Source organism: Streptomyces sp. HUAS MS02, assembly GCF_055702265.1.
Genome location: NZ_CM146747.1, coordinates 6,930,011 through 6,950,920, shown reverse-complemented (window position 1 = coordinate 6,950,920; position 20,910 = coordinate 6,930,011). Strand labels below are relative to the sequence as shown.

Genomic DNA, 20,910 nt, shown 5'->3' with positions numbered 1-20,910 from the left:
GGCACGGGGGATGAAGGGTTTCGTACGGGGGCGCGCGCGTCCGGTACTGAGGGCGCGCGAGGGGCGCGGGATACACGGACGGCTCGTGGTGGTCGTGCTGGCGCTGCTGGGGCTCCAGTTGGCCTCGCTCGTGGCACCGGCGTACGCCTGCGGCTGCGGTGCGATGGTGCCGGACGACCAGCGGAGCGTGTACGTGAGCCGCGAGCGGTCCGTGGTGCGTTGGGACGGCCGCGAGGAACAGATCGTGATGAGTCTGACGGTCTCCGGCGACGCCCGGACGGCCGCGTGGATCATGCCGGTGCCGAACCGGGCGACGGTGGAGCTGGGCGACGCGGCCCTCTTCGACCAGCTCGACGAGGAGACCGCGCCCGTGTACGAGCGGCGCGAGTACTTCTGGCCGCGCTCGGACGACTGGCCCTTCGACCTGTTCGAGGGCGGCGGCGCGGGGGACGCGGCGGCCGGGGGCCCGCGCTCCCCGGTGGACGTCGTCGGCCGCGAACGGCTCGGCCCGTTCGACGTGGCGCGGCTGACCGCGACCGACTCCGGAGCGCTCGGCGACTGGCTGGACGAGAACGGCTTCCGGCTCCCGGACCGCCTGGACACGGCGCTGGAGCCGTACGTCCGGCAGAAGTGGGAGTACGTGGCGATCCGGCTGGCGCCGGAGGACTCGGCCGGCTCCGCTCCGCTGTCCGGCACCCTCGACCCGCTCCACCTCACCTTCGCCAGCGACGAGCTGGTCTATCCGATGCGGCTGTCGCGGCTGGCCGACACGCCGCAGGCGCTCGGCCTGTACGTGCTCGCCGAGCACCGGATGGAGCCGAGCTCGGCGATCGGCGGGGACGAGCCGGAGGTGACGTTCGCCGGTCGGCTCGGCGCACCGGTGGGCGCCCTCGGCGACCTGGCCGAGGGCGGCACGGACTTCCTCACCGCCGTCGAGCAGGACTTCCCGCGGCCGGAGCGGATCTCCGGCGACCACACGCTGCGGCGGGCCGCGGCCGACGACACCTATCGAGAGGTCATTCACGTGGACGAGATGTGGACCGTATGGGGCATCCCCGGCTGGCTGCTGTCCTTCGGCATCGGCATGGCCGTGCTGGCGGTCAAGGCGGTGGCCGTCGCGATCGTGCTCAAGCGCAACGCCAAGCGGCAACTGCCGCCCGTGCCACCGCCGGGCGCGGCCTTCGTGCCGCCGGGCGCCTACCCGCCGGGGGCCTACCCGCCGGGCGCGCACATACCGCCGGGCGCCCCGGTGCCGCCGGGCGCCCCGGTCCCGCCCGGCGCTCCGGTGCCTCCCGGGGCCAGTCCGGCGCCCGTACCGGGAACCGCGGCCGACCAGAAGTCCGCGCCGAACGGCTGACACACCGCCGGGAACCGCTGACAGGGAGCCCACCCCGCGCCTATATTCATTAGCGCATCTACTTAGCTGACCTAAATAAGTATCCTGATGGAAGGCGCGGGAGGCACAGCTTCATGAGCGAGTCACGGACCTGGGACGACGTGGACGCCTACTTCTCCACCCACCTCGCCCCGAACGACGAGGCCCTGGCGGCGGCACTGCGCGACAACGAGGCGGCCGGGCTCCCGGCCATCGACGTCGCCGCCAACCAGGGCAAGTTCCTCCACCTCCTCGCCCTGATCCAGGGCGCCCGGCGCATCCTGGAGATCGGCACCCTCGGCGGCTACAGCACCATCTGGCTGGCCCGCGCGCTGCCCGCCGACGGCCGGCTGATCTCCCTGGAGTACAGCGCCCGGCACGCGGAGGTCGCGTGCCGCAACATCGCGCGCGCCGGGCTCGACCACCTCGTCGAGGTCCGGGTCGGCCCGGCCCTGGAGTCGCTGCCCAAGCTGACCGACGAGAACCCCGAACCCTTCGACCTGGTCTTCATCGACGCGGACAAGGCCAACAACCCGCACTACGTGGAGTGGGCCCTGAAGCTCACCCGGGCCGGCAGCGTCATCGTCGTCGACAACGTCGTACGCGGCGGCCGGGTCGCCGACGCCGACAGCACCGAGCCGGACATCCGCGGCACCCGGGCCGCCATCGAACTCATCGCCACGCACCCGAAGTTGTCCGGCACCGCGCTGCAGACCGTGGGCAGCAAGGGGTACGACGGCTTCGCGCTGGCCCGGGTCACCGACTGACGCCGTCGAGGGGAGCGGCTCCCGTCAGCCCTCGTGGTAGAAGCCCACGTTGACGCTGCGGGGGGCCGTGCGGTCGTGGATGACGAGTTCACCGGAGCTGCCGTGCGGCAGCTTCGCCGTACCTCCGTACGGCAGGGGCGAGGGCTGGTGGCCCTGCAGGGTCAGCCGCACCTCGGAGGACGGGTCGGCGTGCGAGCCGCGCAGCCACGTGACCTGCCAGGCCCCGTCGGGGCCGCACAGGAACTCCAGGTGGACACGGGAGACGAAGAGCCAGTCGTCCGGTGTCGCGAGCCGGCACACCGCCCGATCGCGGCCCACCCGGAGCACGCCGCCCGGCTCGCTGGGCGCGTCGGCCATCTGCATGCCGGCCGTCGCCCCGGCGTCCGCCTCGGAGACCGAGGCCATGGTGAGTTCGAGCACGTACCGCTCCTAACGGGTCAAACTCCAATTGTCGCTGCGCACGGCACGTTTGGCACGCCGCCGCCGCATGATAAATCGCCGGATCGTCCTGTTGTGCGGGCTCCGGCACAATGGACGCATGACCGAGCGAAAGCCCCCCGGTGTCAGCTTCGAGTCGTTCGTCGACAAACAGATCCGCGACGCCGAGGCGCGCGGCGACTTCAAGACCCTCCCCGGCGTCGGCCGGCCGCTGGAGGGCGACGACACCACGTACGACGAACTGTGGTGGATCAAACGGAAGATGGCCCGCGAGGGCATGTCGGTCCTGCCCCCGACGCTGGCCCTGCGCAAGGAGGCCGAGGACGCGCTCGCGACGGCCGCCGAGGCCCCTTCCGAACGCGTCGTCCGCAAGATCGTCACCGAGATCAACGCCAAGATCCGCGAGATGATGTTCAAGCCCCCACCGGGTCCGCCGCTCGGCCTGAAGCCGTACGACGTGGAAGAGGTCGTACGACAGTGGCGTGAGCGCCGGGAGGGACGGCAGCGCCAGGAGGGGTGAGCCCGACGCCCGGCCGCCCGGCTCGAGTGCGGCCGACCCGGTCCCCTGACGACCCCGGCGTCCTTATGCTGAGGGACATCGGGGGAAGGGGTTCGGGTGGACGCTGCTGCCGTCGGTGCTCGCCTGGCGTCGAGCGTGGTCGCTCCGCTGGTCAAGAAACTCTTCGTGCAGCAGGGACCCGGCGGCGGTCTGGTCTCCGAGCCGATCAGGGTCTCGGGCCTGGTGTCGTTCCGGGGCGAGAAACGGACCCTCGGTGAGAAGGAACTGCAGAAGGTCGCGGCGGAGCTGGTCGCACGGGCCGTCGGCTCGGCCGGGCCGGTCGAACGGCCGGTGACCGTCGACGAGGAGGAGGCCCTCGCCACGGCGCTGGCCCGGACCCTCGCCGCGCTCGGCGACCTGGAGATGGACGACGTCCAGGCGGTGCAGCTCGGCCACCGGGCCCTGTCCAGACGGCTGCGCGACGCCGACCCCCGGGTGACCTTCGACCTGTCCGACGACGCCGCCCGGCTGCACGACACCCTGGTGGACGTCGCCTGCCTGCACATCCTGCATTTCTTCACCCAGCGCTCGACCTTCGTCGCCCGCACCCTGGTCAGCCAGAGCAGCCAACTCGCCGAAGCCGTCACCCGGATCGACCTCCTGCTGGAACGCACTCCCTCACGGATCGGCGAGGACGCCGCCTTCGAGGCGCGGTACGCGGCGTACGTCATCGAGAAGTACGGCACGCTCACCATCTACGGCATCGACTTCACCAACTCCCCCGCCCAGTGGCCGCTGGACACGGCCTATCTCAGCCTGGAGCTGGGCGTCGGCGAGGGCACCCGTCAGCTGCCGATCCGCGCCGATCACGTACTGGACGGTCGCGACCGGGTACTGCTGCGAGGCGTCGCGGGGTCGGGCAAGACCACGCTCGTGCAGTGGCTGGCCGTCACCGCCGCCCGGGGGACCACGCTCGACGGCCATCTGGCCTCGCTCGCCGGGCGGGTCCCGTTCGTGCTGGCGCTGCGGACGCTGACGCACTCCTGGCACGACCTGCCCACGCCCGGACGGTTCCTGACCGCCGCCCGCAACCCCCTCGCCGACGCGCAGCCCCACGGCTGGGCCGACCGGGTCCTCCAGGCGGGACGCGGTCTGCTGCTGGTCGACGGCGTGGACGAAGTACCGACCGCCGTACGGGAGAAGGCCAAGGAGTGGCTGCGCGACCTGATCGCCGCCTACCCGGGCAACCTGTGGCTGATCACCTCCCGCCCCTCGGCGGTGCGTGAACACTGGCTCGACGGTCAGGGGTTCACCGAGGGCTCCCTGGCGCCCATGAGCACGGCCGACGTCAACCACTTCATCCGGCGCTGGCACTCGGCGGCCCGGGCCAGCGACACCTCCGACTGGGAACTGCTGGACACCTACGAGCAGTCGCTGATGGAGGCCGTACGCACCAAGGGCGATCTCTCCCGGCTGGCCACCAACCCCCTGATGTGCGGCCTGATCTGCGCCCTGCACCGGGACCGCCGGGGTTTCCTGCCCCGGGCCCGCAAGGACCTGTACGACGCCGCCCTGTCGATGCTGCTCTCCCGCCGTGACATCGAGCGGAACATGGGGCTCACCGACAGCATCGACCTCACCGAGGAACCGAAGACCCAACTGCTGCAGAAACTCGCCTACAAGTTTCTGCTGAACGGCAAGTCGGAGATCGACAGCGACCAGGCGGAGCGGATCATCGCGCACACCCTGCCCTCGGTGTCCGCCGCCGCGAGCCAGGGCACCGCACAGCAGGTGTTCCGGCATCTGCTGCTGCGCAGCGGGGTGCTGCGCGAACCCGCGCCCGGCACGATCGACTTCGTCCACCGCACCTTCCAGGACTACCTGGGCGCCAAAGCGGCCGTGGAGGAGGGCGACCTGTCCCTGCTGGTGCTGCGCGCCACGGACAGCCAGTGGGAGGACGTCATCCGGATGGCCATCGCACACGCGCGGCCCAAGGAGCGCGCGGTCCTGCTGAGCGAGCTGATCACGCGCGGCGACGTCGCCGTCCCCCGCCGCCGCACCCTGCTGCATCTGCTCGCCATGGTGTCGCTGGAGCACGCGACGGAACTCGAACCCTCGATCCGCGCCCGGGTGGAGGAGCGCGCCGCCCGGCTGATCCCGCCCAGGAACAACACCGAGGCCCAGGACCTGGCCCAGGTGGGCCCCGTGGTCCTCGAACTGCTCCCCGGCCCGGAGAACCAGGAGGCCGGCACCGCCGTCCACACCGTACGGACGGCGACCCTGATCGGCGGCGACGCGGCGATCCCCGTCCTCGCCCGGTACACCGACCACCCCGACCCGGTCGTCCGCAGCCAGGTCGCGCAGGCCTGGCACCGCTTCGACACCGAGCAGTACGCCGACGAGGTCATCGCGAGGCTCCCCGGCGACGACATCTACTTCGAGATCGTCACGCGGGCCGAACTGGACGCGATCAGCCGCCTCGGCGGCCGGCCCCGGCTGCGGGTCGGGGACGAGCTCACCCCGGACGACCTGGTGAACGCCCTCGCACCCGAGAGCCTCACCTGTCTGTGGCTGCGCGCCGACCGGACGCCCACCTGGGAGTGGCTCGCCGCCTTCCCCCGGCTGCACACCCTGCTGCTCGACCGCGGTTCCACCGCCGTGGATCTGTCGACGCTGGCCGCGCATCCGACGCTGCGGACCGTCGGCATGGACCCCCGACAGCGCACGACGCAAGGGGGCCGCCCCGACCCCCGCTTCGAGATCACGACCATCGTCTGACGGGCCCGCCCGCCGGCCCCCGCACCTCGCCCCCGCCCCAGCCCCAGCCCCCGCACCCGCACAGAAGACCGCGCCCCGGGTCGTGACCCGGGGCGCGGTCTTCTGTGCGGGTGCCGGTGCCGCTGTCGCCGTCAGAGGCGCAGCAGCCGTTCGGTCAGCTCGCGGTAGTCGCGCAGGGCGAGGCGGAGCTGTTCGGTGTCGGTGGCGGCGGCGCGGTCGTCGGCCCCGGTCTCCCAGGTGTTGCGGAGGGTGCGGCGCCGCTCGGTCATCGCGTCGGTGAAGCGGGCGGTGACCTCCTCCAGTACGTGGTCGGCCTCCTCGACGGCGGACCGGGGCCCGTCGACGAACCCGCCGACCGCGTGCTGCAGCCGCAGCGTCAGCTTGTCGCTCTCGTCATGGGGCAGCAGCGGGGAGCCGGTGGACCGGGAGCCGTTCCCGGCGGAGGCCCCGGCCCCGGTGGCGTTCTCGCCGCGGCCCGGGCCAGAGGTGTTTGCGCCACGGACCCGGCCGGGCTCGTCGCGGACACCCATTGTCCTGTGTTCGGCAGGGCCGCCCGTGCGGCCTTCCTCGGTGTCGTGGCCGGCCACCAGCGGAGCGCCGGTGCCGCTCGCCGCCGAACCGGCCGCGTCCGCCGCGCGGCTGCCCGGGGGAATGCCGCTCGCCCGCGTGCCGTCCCGCCTCGCGTCGGCCTCCCGCGTGTCACGCGGACCGCGTTCGCGGATGCCCTCGCCCCTCGTCATGTCGTCGGTCATCCCCCTCAACTCCCTTTCGCGTGGCGCCTGGCCGGCGCCCATGGCAGATGGGACCGGTGGCGGCCGTCGTCGACCGCACCGTCGCGCACGTCGCGTCGCGCCGAGCCGTCGCGGTGGGCGCGGCCCGCGTGTCCGGCCGAGGCGTCGCGGTCCACCCGCGCGTCCCGGCGGCTCGGTGTCACCAGGTCCTCGAACAGGGCGCGGGCCTCGATCATGGCCTCGCGCAGGTCCTCGGTGCCGGTGCCCGGGCCGGGGCCGACACCGTTGCCGTCGAACGCTCCCGTGCGGCCCTGGGCGGTGTCGCCGGTGGTGTGCGCCGCGAGGTGCACCCGGCGGTAGCCGTGCACATGGTGGGCGTGGTGGACGGAGAGCGCCTCCAGCTGGGTCTCGTAGCGGTTCCCGTCCGGGAAGCCGCGGGCCTCGGCCACCTCGGCGATCAGCAGGTCCGCCTCGGCGACCGCCTCACGGGGCGAGTCGACGAAGCGCTCCTGGGCGGCGGCCCAGCGCGACTCGTAGCGTTCGCGCTCGGCGCTCGGCAACGGCCGCTTCTCCAGCGAGCCGTGCCGCTTGACCCGCTCCGCGAGTTCCCGGGCGGCGGCCCGCTCGTCACCGTCGTGGCGGGCCACGGTCCGGTCGTACTCGGGGCCGAAGCGCCGCTTCAGCGAGCCGCCGCCACCCGCGCCCCTACGGGCGCGCAGCGTCAGGACGGCGGCCGCGACGACCACGAGCGCCACGATCACGATCAAAGCGATGATCAATCCTGTGGACATGAATGCCTTCCAGAGTCCTCGGCCCGGGCGTCTCGCCCCGTCGGGCCGTTTCGCACCGGGTTGCCCGAACCCGTTCGTTCAAACGGCAAGCGCGTGCGCGCGGGACGACCGCGGGACGACCGCGGGACAACCGAGTGCCGACCGCGTGACACCGGGGGCGGCGGCGTAAATCGTTTGCGAGGCGCCCCGTCCCGCTCCCGACAATGACCACCATGACCCGTTCGACACCCCCGCCGGCTCCGCAGCCCCTCACGCCCCGCACCACCGGCACGCCGGCTCCGGAGCACTGGTCCGTGGCCGCCGAGCCCCACGACTCCGCCGTGGCCGCGGCCCTGTGGCGGGCGTACTACACGGAGGTCAGCGACCGCTGGTACCGGCTCCACGAAGGGCGTGCCACGGACCCGGACGAACTGGAGCGGGAGGTCGCGGCGGACACCGGGGAGTACCTCGCGCCTCCGGGCGGGCTGTTGCTGGTGGCACGGTACGAGGGCGAGCCGGTCGGCACGGCGGGGGTGCGGTTGGCGGACGCCACGACGGCCGAGCTGAAGCGGGTCTACCTACGGCCGCGGGCCCGGGGCCGGGGCGGCGCCGCGCTGCTCGTGACGGCGGCCGAGGACGCGGCCCGCGCGCTGGGCGCCGAACGGATGGTGCTGGACACCCGGAACGACCTGGTGGAGGCCCGCGCGCTGTACGCCCGGCTCGGCTACGCGGAGAGCGCCCCGCACAACGACCACGCGTACGCGGACCACTGGTTCACGAAGGCACTGACGGAGACGTCGGAGCCGTGGGCGGCGCGGGAGGTGTCGGCGGTGTCCCCGGGCCCCGCCCGACGGCCGGCCGACGGGTGATCGCCCCTGCGGAGTGCGGCCGTTCCTCGTCGGAGCCGCACAGCTCGGCGTTGAGTTCCTCGACGAGCCGGACCAGGTCGGTGGGGCGGTCGCGGCCCCACCAGTCGCCGAGCAGCTCGGCGAGCGAGTCCTCGCGGGCCTTGGCGAGCCGGTCGGCGGCCTCATGGCCGGCGTCGGTGAGGACGAGGTCGATGCCGTCGCGACGGGCGAGACGGCACTCCTCGACCTGCCGGGTCGCGGCCATGATCACGTCGAGCGGGACGGTGCTGCGCTCGGCGAGGACGGCGGGTTCGGCCCAGCCGTAGCGCCGGATCCGCAGCAGCAGCCAGCTCGTCGCGGGCAGCAGGTCGTAACCGGCCCGTGCGGTGATCTTCCGGTAGATCTCGCGGCGGCCCTCCCGGGAACCGAGCACCGACAACGCCCGGCACACCTCGTCGTACGACGACCGCTCGACCGGGTTGCTGGCGAGCGTCTCGGTGGCGTCCGGCGCCGTCACGGACGCCCGGAGCCGGTCCTCGCGCAGGAACCAGGCGAGGACGAAGCCGAGCAGCGCGACCGGGGCCGCGTAGACGAAGACGTCGGTGATGGAGGAGGCGTACGCGTCGAGGACGGGCGGGCGCAGCGCGGCGGGGAGGTCGGCGATCTCGCGGGGGTCGGCCTTCAGTCCCTCCACGGTGACACCGGCGGGCAGCGCGGCCCCGTCGAGCGCGTCGGCGAGCTTGTCGCCGAGGTGGCCCGCGAAGACCGTACCGAAGACGGCTACGCCGAAAGAGGCACCGATGGACCGGAAGAAGGTCGCGCCGGAGGTGGCGACGCCGAGGTCCTCGTAGGAGACGGCGTTCTGCACGATGAGGACGAGGACCTGCATGACGAGACCGAGCCCGGCCCCGAAGACGAAGAGGTACGCGCTCATCTCGCCGTCGCCGCTGTCGGCGTCCAGCTGGTGCAGGAGCAGCAGGCCCAGCGTGGTGACGGCCGTCCCGGCGAGCGGGAACACCTTCCAGCGGCCCGTACGGCTGACGATCTGCCCGGAGACCGTCGAGGACAGCAGCAGCCCGAACACCATCGGCAGCATGTGCACACCGGACATGGTCGGCGAGACACCGTGCACGACCTGCAGGAACGTCGGCAGATAGGTCATCGCCCCGAACATCGCGAACCCGACGACGAAGCTGATGACGGCGGACAGGGTGAAGGTGCGGACGCGGAACAGCTTGAGCGGCAGGACGGGTTCGGCGGCCCGCCGTTCGACGGCCACGAAAGCGACGACCAGCAGCACGGCCAGCACGGAGAGGCCGATGACCTGCGGCGAGTTCCAGTCCCAGGTGGTGCCGCCGAGGGAGGCGACCAGCACCAGACAGGTGGCCACGGAGGCGATCAGGAAGGTCCCGAGGTAGTCGATGACATGCCGTTCGGCCTTGCGCGGGATGCGCAGCACGGCGGCGATGACGACCAACGCGACCGCTCCGACGGGCAGGTTGACGTAGAACACCCAACGCCAGCTCAGATGCTCGGTGAACAGCCCGCCCAGCAGCGGCCCGAGCACGCTCGTCGCTCCGAAGACCGCGCCGAACAGCCCTTGGTAGCGCCCGCGTTCGCGCGGCGGCACGAGATCGCCGACGATCGCCATCGACAGCACCATCAACCCGCCGCCGCCGAGGCCCTGAAGCGCCCGGAACCCGATCAACTGGGGCATGTCCTGGGCCGCTCCGCACAGCGCCGACCCGATGAGAAAAATCACGATCGCCGTCTGGAACAGCCGCTTGCGGCCGTACTGGTCGCCCAGCTTCCCCCACAGCGGGGTCGCCGCCGTCGCGGCCAGCATGTACGCCGTGACCACCCACGACAGGTGCTCCAGCCCGCCGAGGTCGCTCACGATCGTCGGCAGCGCCGTCGACACGATCGTCTGGTCCAGCGCGGCCAGCAACATCCCCAGCAGCAGGGCCCCGATGGAGACCATCACCCCGCCGGGCACCCGCTCCGACGTGGGGACGCCGTGGCCACGGGGGCCGGACGGGGGTGTGCGGCCGGCGGCGGCGCCGGTGGAGGCGGGCCCGTGGGAGACCCCCTTCATGGGCCCGTGCGCGGGCTCGCGAGGGCCCGGCTCGTGGCTGGTGTCGTCGGTCATGCAGACCTCCTGAGGACCCGAGGGCCTCGTACAGCGCCCTCAGTCTCCTCTCCTTCTTCCTCTTCCTCCATGTCCGTTCCCATGGTGGTCGGTGTGACCGGTTATGGCCTGTCGAAGCGTTTCCGGAACCCCCGATTCCCGAAGTGTTCGGGAGATTCTGTGTCGGCCCTTTGCTTAAACTCTGGAGTCTTCACGGGGAGGAACGACACGTGAGTGAACCGACCAGTCACATATGCCCGGAGTGCTTCACACCCCGGGCCTCGGACGGCACGCCGTCCTGCGCGTGCGGCCGCCGCGCGTCCGAGGCCCTGCTGGAGACCCGCACGGCCGAGGCGGCGGCCGCGGAGGACTTCGACCCCCTCCGGATACGCCCTTACGTGGAGCTGGGTGACGAGACCGACGCCCCCTACGGCACCGCGCGGCACTACGGAACCCCCGGAGCCGCCGAAGCCCCCGGCCCGGGCCCCGACAGCACACCGACGACCGCGATGCCGCTGACCACGGCGCCGACGACCGCGATGCCCTTGACCACGACTCCGACGACCGCGACGCCGATGAGCACGGCGACGTCGGCGGCACGCGCGACCCCCGCCTTCTCCTCCCCTCCGGCTCCCCCGTCCCCCGCCACCGCACCGCCGTCGGCCGGGCGCGCCCGGGGCCGGCGCCGCCGCCGTACGGGGCTGATGGTGGCCCTCGCCGGGACGGCCGCCGCCGGAGTGATGGCCGCCGCCGGATTCGCGAGCGGGCTGTTCTCGTACGAGGCCCCCGAGCGGGACCGCGCACTGCCGGACGACTGGCGGGCGAGCGTGCCGGACACGTCGCCCGACGGGGAGGCCTCGCCTGTGGAGCCGTCCGGGGAGGGCGGCACCGGGGCCGGGGGCGGGGTGCCCGCACCCGCCCCGTCGAGCGGCGGCGCGGGGTCGCCGAGCCCCTCCAAGAGCCCGTCGCCCTCTCCGTCACCCTCGGAGCCGTCGGGCTCGCCGTCGCCGTCCGTGTCGCCGAGCCCCGAAGAGAGCGGGCCGAGCGCGGGCGCCTCCACCGGCTCCTCGGCCGCCGACGCGAGCGAGGCGGACGACAGCCGGCTGAGGGGCCCGAAGACACTGCGCGTCGGCGACGACGACCCCGAGGTCACCGAACTCCAGCTCCGACTGCGGCAGTTGGGCCTCTACACCGGTGACATCGACCAGAACTTCGACGACCAGCTCGAACAGGCCGTCATCGTCTACCAGAACACCCGGGGCATCACGAAGGACAAGGAGGAGCCGGGCGTCTACGGCCTGGTGACCCGGAAGCGCCTGGAGTCGGAGACGAAGAAGCCGTGACGACGGGGGTCGGCGGCCGCCCCCTCGGCCCGGGTGATGCAGGATGAGGGGATGAGCATCGTCAAGATCAACGTCCTCACCGTCCCGGCCGAGCAGCGCGAGACGCTGGAGAAGCGGTTCGCCTCCCGTGCCGGGGTGGTCGAGAACTCCGACGGCTTCGAGTGGTTCGAGCTGCTGCGCCCCGTCGACGGCACCGACAACTACCTCGTCTACACCCGCTGGCGCGACGAGGCCGCCTTCCAGGCATGGATGGAGGGCCCCATGAAGCAGGCCCACCAGGGCGGCGGCGACCGCCCCAGGCCCGCCGCCTCCGACTCCTCCGTCTGGACCTTCGAGGTCCTCCAGCAGACGGGCCCGAAGACCGACTCCTGACGCAAGGCCCCGCGCGAGGCTCCGTCCCACGCCGCCCCGCGCGAAGGCCCCGCCACACGCCCGCCCCGCGCCAAGGCCCCCGCCCGCATCACCGCACCCGGGCGGGGGCCTTCGCATCGGCGATCAGGGCGCCTCGTGGTACGGCAAGGGGATGCCGTGTGCCTTGAGGGCACCGCCGTAGTGAGCCAGCAGCTCGTCGAGGTGGGTGAGGACGAGGGCCGCGGCCTCCCGCGCCTCGCCGATGTCGCCCTGGTCGCAGGCGTCCACGATCTCGGCGACGTCGGCGCGGATGACCGACAGGGAATCGCCCTGGATCAGCACGCCCGGGAACCTGCGCGCGGGCAGACGGACCACCGCGTCGTTGCCCGGATCCGTGAACAGTTCGGCCTCGATACGTTCCATCCGGTCATCCAACCCCAAGGCGCCCGCGCCCTGCGGCGTACAACCCTCCACCGACGCGGTCGGCGCCCCGTGAGTACCCACCTTTTTGTGGGTACTTGGCGGCCGGCCGGTGCCCGACGATCCTTGTGGTGAGGGCGCGGCCGACGGGGCGCGCGCCACGTGAACGGGGACGGAAGACGAGACGATGACGTGACAGTGAGACCTTGAGGCCTTGAGAGCTTGCGAGTTTGCGAGCTACGGCGACGACGTCGCCGACGGCGTGACCCCGGTGAGTCTCTCCAGGCGCCGGTACCCCCAGTCGGACAAGGGCCCCAGCACCTCGGAGAGTTCACGGCCGAAGGGCGTCAGCGAGTAGACGGTCTTCAGCGGCAGCACATCGTGCACCTCCCGGTGCACGAGCCCGTCCGTCTCCATCTCGCGCAGCGCCTGCGTCAGCACCTTCTCGCTGAGCCCCGGCAGCAGCCGGCGCAGCTCACCGGGTCGGTGCGGGCCGGACTCCAGCAGCCAGAGCAACGACGGCTTCCACTTCCCCTCGATCACGGCGATCGCCGCGGTCACCCCGCACACGCCCGTGTCCTGGGCACGCCTGCGCCTCATTTCCGCTCCCCCGTTCCCCTCAGTCGCGATCCGACGAACTCACCCATTTTCCACAGGAGTTACCGAGTCATGCCCGCACACACCGAACAGCACACGGCGACCACCACCGCCCCCACCACCGCCGTTTCCGGCACACCCGGCAACAGCACCCCCGCTCCCGCCGTCACCGTACTGGGCCTCGGCCCGATGGGCCGGGCCCTCGCCGGGGCCTTCCTCGACGCCGGGGTGCGGACCACGGTCTGGAACCGTACGCCGGGCCGCGACGGGGAGTTGGTGGCGCGCGGCGCGATCGGCGCCGGTTCCGCCGAGGAGGCGGTGGCCGCGAGCCCGGTGACCGTCGTCTGCGTGGTCAACTACGACGCCTCGGACGCGGTCCTGCGCACCCCGGCGGTCACCGAGGCCCTCAAGGGCCGCACGGTGGTCAATCTGTCCGCCGACACCCCGCACCGGGCCCGGGACACCGCCGCGTGGGCGGCCGAGCACGGCATCGACTACCTGGACGGGGCGATCATGACGCCGACGCCGGCCATCGGCACCCCGGACGGCGTGTACATCTACAGCGGCCCCGAGGACCTCCACCGCGCGCACCGGCCCGTGCTGGATGCGCTCGGCGGCTCCCACACCCATCTGGGCGAGGACATCGGCCGGGCGGCCACGTACGACGTCGCGCTGCTCGACCTCTTCTGGACCTCGATCGCCGGTTACACCCACGCCCTGGCGCTGGCCCGGGCCGAGGGTGTCAGCGCACGGGAACTGACGCCGTTCGCCCAGGGGATCGCCGCGATCCTGCCGCCGCTCTTCGAGGACAGCGCGCAGGAGGTCGACAGCGGCCGGCACTCCGGCGAGGGCAACCCGCTCACGTCGGCGTTGTCGACCATGACCCACGTCATCGAGGTCTCCGAGTCCCACGGCATCGACGCGAGCGTCATGCGGTCGGCCGAGGGCTTCGTCCGCCGCGCCATCGCGCAGGGCCACGGCACGGACGGCCTCACCCGCCTGACGGAGGTACTCGACCTCCAGCACTGACCCGACGCCCCTCGACCGGCCCGGGCGACCCGGGCGACCCGGGCGACCCGGGCGACCCGGAAGCCAGACGCCGATCCCGGGCCGGTCGAGGGCCTCAGCCCGCCACGAGCCCCTGCACGATGCTCACCCACCGCGAGCCCCTGCACGAGCCTCAAACCACCGCGAGCCCCTGCACGAATCTCACCCCACCGTGAGCCGGATCGGCCCGCCGTCCTCCCCCATGACCTCGACCCGCACCGCGGTGAGGTCCGGCACCACGACGTCCGGTCCATGGGGGCGGGCCCGCTCGCCGATGCCCACGACCCGCATTCCCGCCGCGCGCCCGGCCCGGATCCCCGCCTCGGAGTCCTCGAACACGACACAGTCCTCGGGCGCGACGCCCAGTTCGGCGGCGCCCTTCAGAAAGCCCTCGGGGTCCGGCTTGCTCGCCCCGACGGACTCGGCGGTGACGCGCACGTCCGGCAGCGTCAGCCCGGCCGCGCCCATCCGGGCCGTGGACAGCGCGACGTTCGCCGAGGTCACGAGGGCGTGCGGCACACCGCCGGCGACGAGGGAGGCGAGAAACGCGGGTGCACCGGGTATCGGGACGACGCCGTCCACGTCGGCGGTCTCCTCGGCGAGCATCCGCGCGTTGTCCGCGAGGTTCTCCTCCAGGGGCCGGTCCGGCAGCAGGACGGCCATCGTGGCGTACCCCTGACGGCCGTGGACGACGTTCATGATGTCGGCGCCGTCCAGCCCGTTCCGCTCGGCCCAGCGGCGCCAGACGCGTTCCACGGCGGCGTCCGAGTTGACGAGGGTGCCGTCCATGTCCAGCAGGAGGGCGCGGGCGGTCAGCACGGTCGTGGCCGTCATCAGCAGCTCCAAGGCGCGGAGAAGGGGGTCGCGGGCGGCGTCGCACCCGGCGAGGCGGCCCGGAGGGAACAAGGCGGCCCCGCCCACCGGTCAGGGAATGCGGGCGGGAGCCACTTTGTTTCTCTACGGTACAAAACAATCCCGGCGCCCGCCACCCCTTCACCCGTACGGCTCACTCATCCCGCCACGGCTTCCCACAGACTCCACACACCGAGCCCCAGCATCAGCACGGCGGCGATCCGCGTGATCAGTGTCAGCGGCACCCGCTTCATCAGCGCCCTGCCGCCGACGATGCCGAGTCCGGCCACGGTCCACAGCGCGAGGACGGCCCCGAGCCCCACGGAGAGCGGGTCGTCGTACCGGGCCGCGAGGTTCGCCGTCATGATCTGGGTGAGGTCGCCGAACTCGGCGACCAGGATGAGCATGAAGCCGGCGCCCGAGACCTTCCAGAAGCTCTGGTCCTCGGGCCTGCGGATCTCCTCCTCGTCCTCGTCCTTCTTCATCAGCAGCACGGCCGCGCCGCCGAGGAAGAGCACGCCGGTGAGGGCGTGCACGATCTGCTGCGGCAGCAGCGTGAGGACACTGCCGGCGGCCACGGCGAGCGCGACGTGCACGGCGAACGCGGCGGCGACTCCGGCGAAGACGTACGAGGCGCGGTAGCGCGTGCCGAGGACGAGTCCGGCGAGGGCGGTCTTGTCGGGGAGTTCGGCGAGAAAGACGACGCCGAAGACGAGCGCCGTGACACTGAAGCTGATCAAGGTTCCTCAATCGGTCGGGCCGCCCCGCCGAGAGAAATCATCCGCTGTCGCGACACCTCGGCACGGCAGCACACGGTCGGCCCGTGCCGGGTGGCACGGGCGGTGCACTGCTTGCCGAAGGTCTCGCTGGCGCGGTCCCGGTCATCGGGACCCGCCTCCGGGCGCCGGCTCAGACGAGCTGAGCAGTGTGTCGACGGTCCGGCGAAGAGCTACTCCCCTTCTGCGGGGTCCATGGTACGCCGAGCGCGTCGCGCAGTTCCCCGCGCCCCGAGGGATGAGAAGCACGAGGCCGCAGCCCCTGCTTTCCAGGGGCGCTGGGAACTGCGCGAGAAGCCCCCACGCACCCGCACCCTCACCCACCACCCGCACCGCCCCCGCCGACCCGGCCCAGGCACCCAGCCCCCCAAGGCGCCCCTCCGCAGAGGCGCCCGGCACCAATCACGCCCGCACCCCTTGTTGTGTCATGCGCACGTCATTAACTTCTCACCCGACGCACATCCGCCGGTAACACCACGACGCAACCCTTCAATCGCTCGCTCCCCACCCCACCCCGGGTCCACAAGGAGTTCATATGCGCAGGTTCTACGCGCGTCGACGAGTCAGCATACTCGCGGCGCTCAGCGGATTGATAGCCTCCGCCGCGCTCTTCAACGCTCCCACCGCCTCCGCCGCCCTCCCCACCCCCGTCAGCGCCGCCACCGCCCGCTCCTACCTCGCCACCCTCACCGTGGCGACCGAGGACCGCACCGGCTACAACCGGGACCTGTTCAACCACTGGATCACCATCAGCGGCACCTGCAACACCCGCGAGACGGTCCTCAAGCGCGACGGCACGAACGTCGTCACCGACTCCGCCTGCGCCTCCACCAGCGGCAGCTGGTACTCCCCGTACGACGGCGCCACCTGGACACTCGCCTCCGACCTGGACATCGACCACCTCGTGCCGCTGGCCGAGGCCTGGGACTCCGGCGCCGACAGCTGGAGCAGCGCCACCCGTCAGGCCTTCGCCAACGACCTCACCCGCCCGCAGCTCATCGCGGTCACCGACAACGTGAACCAGGCGAAGGGCGACCAGGACCCCGCCACCTGGATGCCGTCGCGCACGGCCTACCGCTGCACGTACGTCCGCGCCTGGGTCCAGGTGAAGTACTACTACGACCTCTCGGTCGACTCCGCCGAGAAGAGCGCCCTGACCAGCTACCTGGCGAACTGCTGACACGCGCGTCACGCTGGGACTCGCACGAGAAAGTGGTCCGGAACCTCCCCGTTCCCGTCCGTCGTTCCGTACCGTACGGGGCGACGGAGGAGGGTGATCGCTCATGGCGGGGCTGCGCCTGGGACCACTGCTGAGATATGTGGACGGCTCGTCCGCGACCGTCTGGGTCGAGGCGAGCCGTCCCTGCGTCGCCGAGGTCCGCTGCGCCGGCGGCGGGCGCGGCGAGGCCCGCACCTTCCAGATCGCCGGCCACCACTACGCGCTGGTCCCGGTGACAGGACTCGCGCCGGGCACGGTCTCGGCGTACGAGGTGCTCCTCGACGGCACACCCGTGTGGCCCCTGCCCGACTCCCCGCACCCGCCCTCCGAGATCCGCACCCCCGGCGAGGGCGACACCGTCCGGGTCGCCTTCGGCTCCTGCCGCTGGGCCGCCCCGCCCGGCGGGCGTCCGGACCCGGTGGGGCCGGACGCCCTCGACACGCTCGCCGCCCGACTGGCCGCCGAACCGGGCGCGGAGCGCCCCGACGTCCTGCTGCTCCTCGGCGACCAGGTGTACGCGGACGAGACCTCCGACGCCACCCGCCGCTGGCTCGCCGCCCGCCGCGACCTCACGGACCCGCCGGGCGACCAGGTGGCGGACTACGAGGAGTACACCCACCTCTACTACGAGTCCTGGCTCGACCCCGAGATCCGCTGGCTGCTCTCCACCGTCCCCAGCTGCATGATCTTCGACGACCACGACGTCATCGACGACTGGAACACCAGCGAGGCATGGCTCGCCGACATGCGGGCCACGCCCTGGTGGCGCGAGCGGATCCTGAGCGGCCTGATGTCGTACTGGGTCCACCAGCACCTCGGCAACCTCTCCCCCGCCGAACTGGCCACCGACCCGGTCCACACCGCCGTACGCGCCACCCCGGACGGAACGGACGCGCTGCGCGCCCACGCCGCCGAGGCCGACCGGGACCCGGCCTCGGTCCGCTGGAGCTACCGGCGGGACTTCGGCCGCGTACGGGTGCTGATGCTCGACTCCCGGGCGGCGCGCGTGCTCGACGAGGGCAACCGCTCGATGCTGAACCCCGGCGAGGCGCGATGGCTGCGGGACCAGGCGCTGGACGCGCGCGGCTCGTACGACCATCTCCTCATCGGCACCTCGCTGCCCTGGCTCCTGCCCCACCTCGTGCACGACGCCGAGTCCTGGAGCGCCGCGCTCTGCCGGGGCGAGCGCGGGGACCGCTGGGCGAGGTTCGGGGAGAAGCTGCGCCAGGGCGCCGATCTGGAGCACTGGGCGGCCTTCCCCGCCTCCTTCGAGGCCCTGACCCGGCTGATCGCCGAGACGGGCGGCGGCGCCGACGCCCCGGCGACCGTCCTGGTGCTCTCCGGGGACGTGCACCACGCGTACATCGCCGAACCGTCGTGGCCCGAGGGCGGGCCGGGCGGGGCCCGGGGCCCCGACGCCCGGGTGCTCCAGCTGACCTGCTCCCCCGTGCACAACTCCATCCCGCTCTCGATAAAGCTCGGCTTCCGCTTCGGCTGGAGCGGGACGGGGCGGGCGCTCGGCCGGTGGTTCGGGCGGCACGGGCGGGGCGAGCGGCCGTCCATCGACTGGCGCAGGACGGGCGGCCCGTGGTTCGGCAACCACCTCATGACGCTGACCCTGCACGGCCGTTCGGCGCGCCTGCGACTGGATCGCGCACGGATCCGGCGGGGCGGAAAGGCGCACCTCGAAACGGCATCCGAGTCGGTACTCACCCCCTAATCCACCCATTGCGCACGGTTGTTGCCCCTGTTGTCCGAGATGCTCGTGAGGCATCCCACACCCGGCGCCCCTGATGAGCCCCAAGGCTCTTTTCCCGTCGCGTACGACGGCATGATGAGGCGGACCGTCCGCTTGCCGGCGGGCGGTCAGCCGCACCGCGCCCCACGATGCGCCCCACACGCACGGGAGTTACCCCTTTGTCCGAACGGCCAGGGATCAGTGACATCGGCATCGCCCTCGTCGGGGCCGGCCCGCGCGGCACCAGCGTCCTGGAACGCCTCTGCGCCTCCGCCCCCGAACTGCTCCGCCCCGGCACCCGTCTGACCGTCCATGTCGTCGACCCCGCCCCGCCGGGCCCCGGCCAGGTCTGGCGCACCGACCAGTCCCCCCACCTGCTGATGAACACCGTGGCGTCCCAGGTCACGCTCTTCACCGACGACAGCGTGGACTGCTCGGGCCCGATACGCCGGGGCCCGAGCCTGTACGAGTGGGCGAGCGGAGGAGCCGGGAAGCCGGACGGGGCCGGGGAGCCGGACGGGTCGGAGGTGGAGGGGTCGGAGCCGGAGGGGTTGGGGCCGGACGACTATCCGACGCGGGCCCAGTACGGCCGCTACCTGGAGTGGGTCTTCGCCGAGGTGGTGCGCGGCGCGCCGTCCGGGATCCGGGTCGAGGTCCACGGCACCCGTGCGGTCCGCCTCGACGAGGCCCCCGACGGCGGCCAGCGGCTCACGCTCGCCACCGGCCTCGTCCTCACCGGTCTCGCCGCCGTGGTCCTCACCCAGGGCCACCTCCCCACCCGGCCCGACCGGACCGAACGGGACCGGGCCGAGTACGCCGCCCGCCACGGCCTGCGCCACTTCCCGCCCGCCAACCCGGCCGACCTCGACCTCTCCTCGATCGCCCCCGGCGAACCCGTCCTCCTGCGCGGTCTGGGCCTCAACTTCTTCGACCACATGGCCCTGTTGACGACCGGACGAGGGGGGCGCTTCGTATACGACCCGGCGACGAACGGCCTGCGGTACGAGCCGTCCGGCCGGGAGCCGCGTCTGTACGCCGGATCCCGGCGGGGCGTCCCGTACCAGGCGCGCGGCGACAACGCGAAGGGTCCCTACGGCCGCCACACCCCGCTCGTGCTGACCCCGGAAGTCATCGCGGCGTTCCGCAAACGGGCCGACTCGGGCGAGGCACCGGACTTCCTGACGGAGATATGGCCGCTGGTCGCGAAGGAGGTGGAAACGGTCTACTACGAGGCCTTGCGCGGCGGTCCGGCGTGCGGGCCGTTCCCCGCGCCCTCCTGCGCCCTCTTCGGCGGAGCCGCCCCCTTCCGTGACCGATTCCTCGCCGCTCCCCACCGCTCCCCGCAAGAGGCCGCCGTACTCGACGAGTTCGGGATCGCGGAGGCGGACCGGTGGTCGTGGGAGCGGGTGTCGCGGCCGTACGCGGGGCGGGAGTTCACCAGCCCGGCGGACTGGCAGGGCTGGCTGCTGGAGTATCTGCGGGAGGACGCCGCACAGGCCGCCCTCGGGAACGTCGAGGGCCCGATGAAGGCCGCGCTGGACGTGCTCCGGGACCTGCGCAACGAACTGCGGCTGATCGTGGACCACGGCGGACTGGCGGGCGCGTCGCGCCGGGAGCACCTGGACCGCTGGTACACGCCCCTGAACGCGTTCCTGTCGATCGGCCCGCCCCGCAGCCGTATCGAGGAGATGTCCGCGCTCATCGAGGCGGGTGTCCTGACCGTGCTGGGCCCACGGCTGGAGGTGCTCGCGGAGGACGGCGCCTGGCGGGCGCACTCGCCCGACGTGCCGGGGTCCGCGGTCCGCGTCACGACGGTCGTCGAGGCGCGCCTCCCGGAGCCGGACCTGCGCAGGACCGCCGACGAGTTGCTCGCCGGCCTGCTGGCGACAGGAGCCTGCCGTCCGCACCGGGTGGACGGCTACGAGACGGGAGGGCTGGACGTCACACCTCGCCCGTATAACCTGATAGACCGTCAAAATAGGGTCCACACAGGGCGGTTCGCGTTCGGCGTGCCGACGGAGGGCGTGCACTGGGTCACGGCGGCGGGGGCCCGACCAGGAGTGGATTCGGTCACACTTTCGGATGCGGACGCCGTGGCGCGAGCGGCTCTACGTGCGACGACACTCCCGCGAACCCCCCAAGCACAGGTAAAGAGCTGGCCAGAAGTTGAACTTGCAAGCATCGATTAGGTCTGCCTAACGTTAATGACTCACCGGTAATAACCGTCCCCACT

At 72.5% G+C, this 20,910-nt stretch carries 19 protein-coding genes; 11 read left to right on the top strand and 8 right to left on the bottom strand.

Annotated features, from left to right (window positions below; translation table 11 throughout):
* Window positions 1-10 precede the first annotated feature (10 nt).
* Window positions 11-1,357: a DUF2330 domain-containing protein gene (locus ACZ9QC_RS29930; RefSeq protein ID WP_472915951.1), complete on the top strand. Its 1,347-nt coding sequence runs from the start codon at window positions 11-13 to the stop codon at window positions 1,355-1,357.
* 113 nt (window positions 1,358-1,470) lie between these two features.
* Complete coding sequence (locus ACZ9QC_RS29925; protein ID WP_467333518.1) at window positions 1,471-2,142, top strand: O-methyltransferase; 672 nt, start codon at window positions 1,471-1,473, stop codon at window positions 2,140-2,142.
* 24 nt (window positions 2,143-2,166) lie between these two features.
* On the opposite strand, the gene ACZ9QC_RS29920 is transcribed toward ACZ9QC_RS29925, so the two are convergent.
* Window positions 2,167-2,562 carry a hypothetical protein gene (locus ACZ9QC_RS29920; protein WP_472915950.1) on the bottom strand — a complete coding sequence of 132 codons (396 nt, stop codon included), beginning with the start codon at window positions 2,560-2,562 and terminating at the stop codon, window positions 2,167-2,169.
* A gap of 118 nt (window positions 2,563-2,680) precedes the next feature.
* On the opposite strand from ACZ9QC_RS29920, the gene ACZ9QC_RS29915 reads away from it, so the two are divergent.
* On the top strand, window positions 2,681-3,100 hold the full coding sequence (locus ACZ9QC_RS29915; RefSeq protein WP_472915949.1) for a DnaJ family domain-containing protein: 420 nt from the start codon (window positions 2,681-2,683) through the stop codon (window positions 3,098-3,100).
* Between the two features lie 96 nt (window positions 3,101-3,196).
* Window positions 3,197-5,857, top strand: coding sequence for an NACHT domain-containing protein (locus ACZ9QC_RS29910; RefSeq protein WP_472915948.1), 2,661 nt, complete (start codon window positions 3,197-3,199; stop codon window positions 5,855-5,857).
* 131 nt (window positions 5,858-5,988) lie between these two features.
* Here the strand turns inward: ACZ9QC_RS29910 and ACZ9QC_RS29905 are convergent, their stop codons facing one another.
* The gene (locus tag ACZ9QC_RS29905; protein ID WP_472915947.1) at window positions 5,989-6,609 is read right to left on the bottom strand and encodes a hypothetical protein; all 621 of its coding nucleotides are present in this window, start codon (window positions 6,607-6,609) and stop codon (window positions 5,989-5,991) included.
* A gap of 5 nt (window positions 6,610-6,614) precedes the next feature.
* A complete protein-coding gene (locus ACZ9QC_RS29900) occupies window positions 6,615-7,379 on the bottom strand; it encodes a hypothetical protein (protein ID WP_472915946.1) in 765 nt (254 codons plus the stop codon).
* A 203-nt stretch (window positions 7,380-7,582) separates the two neighbouring features.
* On the opposite strand from ACZ9QC_RS29900, the gene ACZ9QC_RS29895 reads away from it, so the two are divergent.
* Complete coding sequence (locus ACZ9QC_RS29895; RefSeq protein WP_472915945.1) at window positions 7,583-8,227, top strand: GNAT family N-acetyltransferase; 645 nt, start codon at window positions 7,583-7,585, stop codon at window positions 8,225-8,227.
* Here ACZ9QC_RS29895 and ACZ9QC_RS29890 read toward each other — a convergent pair.
* On the bottom strand, window positions 8,133-10,355 hold the full coding sequence (locus ACZ9QC_RS29890; protein WP_472915944.1) for an MDR family MFS transporter: 2,223 nt from the start codon (window positions 10,353-10,355) through the stop codon (window positions 8,133-8,135). The two genes, ACZ9QC_RS29895 and ACZ9QC_RS29890, sit on opposite strands and share 95 nt — an antisense overlap.
* A gap of 209 nt (window positions 10,356-10,564) precedes the next feature.
* Here ACZ9QC_RS29890 and ACZ9QC_RS29885 point away from each other — a divergent pair, with 209 nt between their 5' ends.
* Both ACZ9QC_RS29885 and ACZ9QC_RS29880 read left to right on the top strand, forming a co-directional pair.
* Window positions 10,565-11,677: a peptidoglycan-binding domain-containing protein gene (locus ACZ9QC_RS29885; protein WP_472915943.1), complete on the top strand. Its 1,113-nt coding sequence runs from the start codon at window positions 10,565-10,567 to the stop codon at window positions 11,675-11,677.
* A 51-nt stretch (window positions 11,678-11,728) separates the two neighbouring features.
* On the top strand, window positions 11,729-12,049 hold the full coding sequence (locus tag ACZ9QC_RS29880) for an antibiotic biosynthesis monooxygenase family protein (RefSeq protein ID WP_472915942.1): 321 nt from the start codon (window positions 11,729-11,731) through the stop codon (window positions 12,047-12,049).
* A 123-nt stretch (window positions 12,050-12,172) separates the two neighbouring features.
* Here the strand turns inward: ACZ9QC_RS29880 and ACZ9QC_RS29875 are convergent, their stop codons facing one another.
* Both ACZ9QC_RS29875 and ACZ9QC_RS29870 read right to left on the bottom strand, forming a co-directional pair.
* Complete coding sequence (locus tag ACZ9QC_RS29875) at window positions 12,173-12,451, bottom strand: DUF6959 family protein (RefSeq protein WP_472915941.1); 279 nt, start codon at window positions 12,449-12,451, stop codon at window positions 12,173-12,175.
* 234 nt (window positions 12,452-12,685) lie between these two features.
* Entirely contained in the window at window positions 12,686-13,048 is a 363-nt protein-coding gene (locus ACZ9QC_RS29870; RefSeq protein ID WP_472915940.1) for a winged helix-turn-helix transcriptional regulator, read from the bottom strand.
* 69 nt (window positions 13,049-13,117) lie between these two features.
* On the opposite strand from ACZ9QC_RS29870, the gene ACZ9QC_RS29865 reads away from it, so the two are divergent.
* Window positions 13,118-14,074, top strand: coding sequence for an NAD(P)-dependent oxidoreductase (locus ACZ9QC_RS29865; RefSeq protein WP_472915939.1), 957 nt, complete (start codon window positions 13,118-13,120; stop codon window positions 14,072-14,074).
* A 180-nt stretch (window positions 14,075-14,254) separates the two neighbouring features.
* Here ACZ9QC_RS29865 and ACZ9QC_RS29860 read toward each other — a convergent pair whose 3' ends face one another.
* The gene (locus ACZ9QC_RS29860; protein ID WP_472915938.1) at window positions 14,255-14,926 is read right to left on the bottom strand and encodes an HAD family hydrolase; all 672 of its coding nucleotides are present in this window, start codon (window positions 14,924-14,926) and stop codon (window positions 14,255-14,257) included.
* Between the two features lie 176 nt (window positions 14,927-15,102).
* On the bottom strand, window positions 15,103-15,684 hold the full coding sequence (locus ACZ9QC_RS29855) for a TMEM165/GDT1 family protein (RefSeq protein WP_472915937.1): 582 nt from the start codon (window positions 15,682-15,684) through the stop codon (window positions 15,103-15,105).
* Window positions 15,685-16,255: 571 nt separating this feature from the next.
* On the opposite strand from ACZ9QC_RS29855, the gene ACZ9QC_RS29850 reads away from it, so the two are divergent.
* The 3 genes from ACZ9QC_RS29850 (at window position 16,256) to ACZ9QC_RS29840 (ending at window position 20,866) form a co-directional block, all read left to right on the top strand.
* The gene (locus tag ACZ9QC_RS29850) at window positions 16,256-16,900 is read left to right on the top strand and encodes an HNH endonuclease family protein (protein WP_472915936.1); all 645 of its coding nucleotides are present in this window, start codon (window positions 16,256-16,258) and stop codon (window positions 16,898-16,900) included.
* A gap of 103 nt (window positions 16,901-17,003) precedes the next feature.
* Window positions 17,004-18,659, top strand: a complete 1,656-nt coding sequence (locus ACZ9QC_RS29845; protein ID WP_472915935.1) for an alkaline phosphatase D family protein — start codon at window positions 17,004-17,006, stop codon at window positions 18,657-18,659.
* A 167-nt stretch (window positions 18,660-18,826) separates the two neighbouring features.
* Complete coding sequence (locus ACZ9QC_RS29840) at window positions 18,827-20,866, top strand: FAD/NAD(P)-binding protein (RefSeq protein WP_472915934.1); 2,040 nt, start codon at window positions 18,827-18,829, stop codon at window positions 20,864-20,866.
* The last annotated feature ends 44 nt before the right edge of the window (window positions 20,867-20,910 follow it).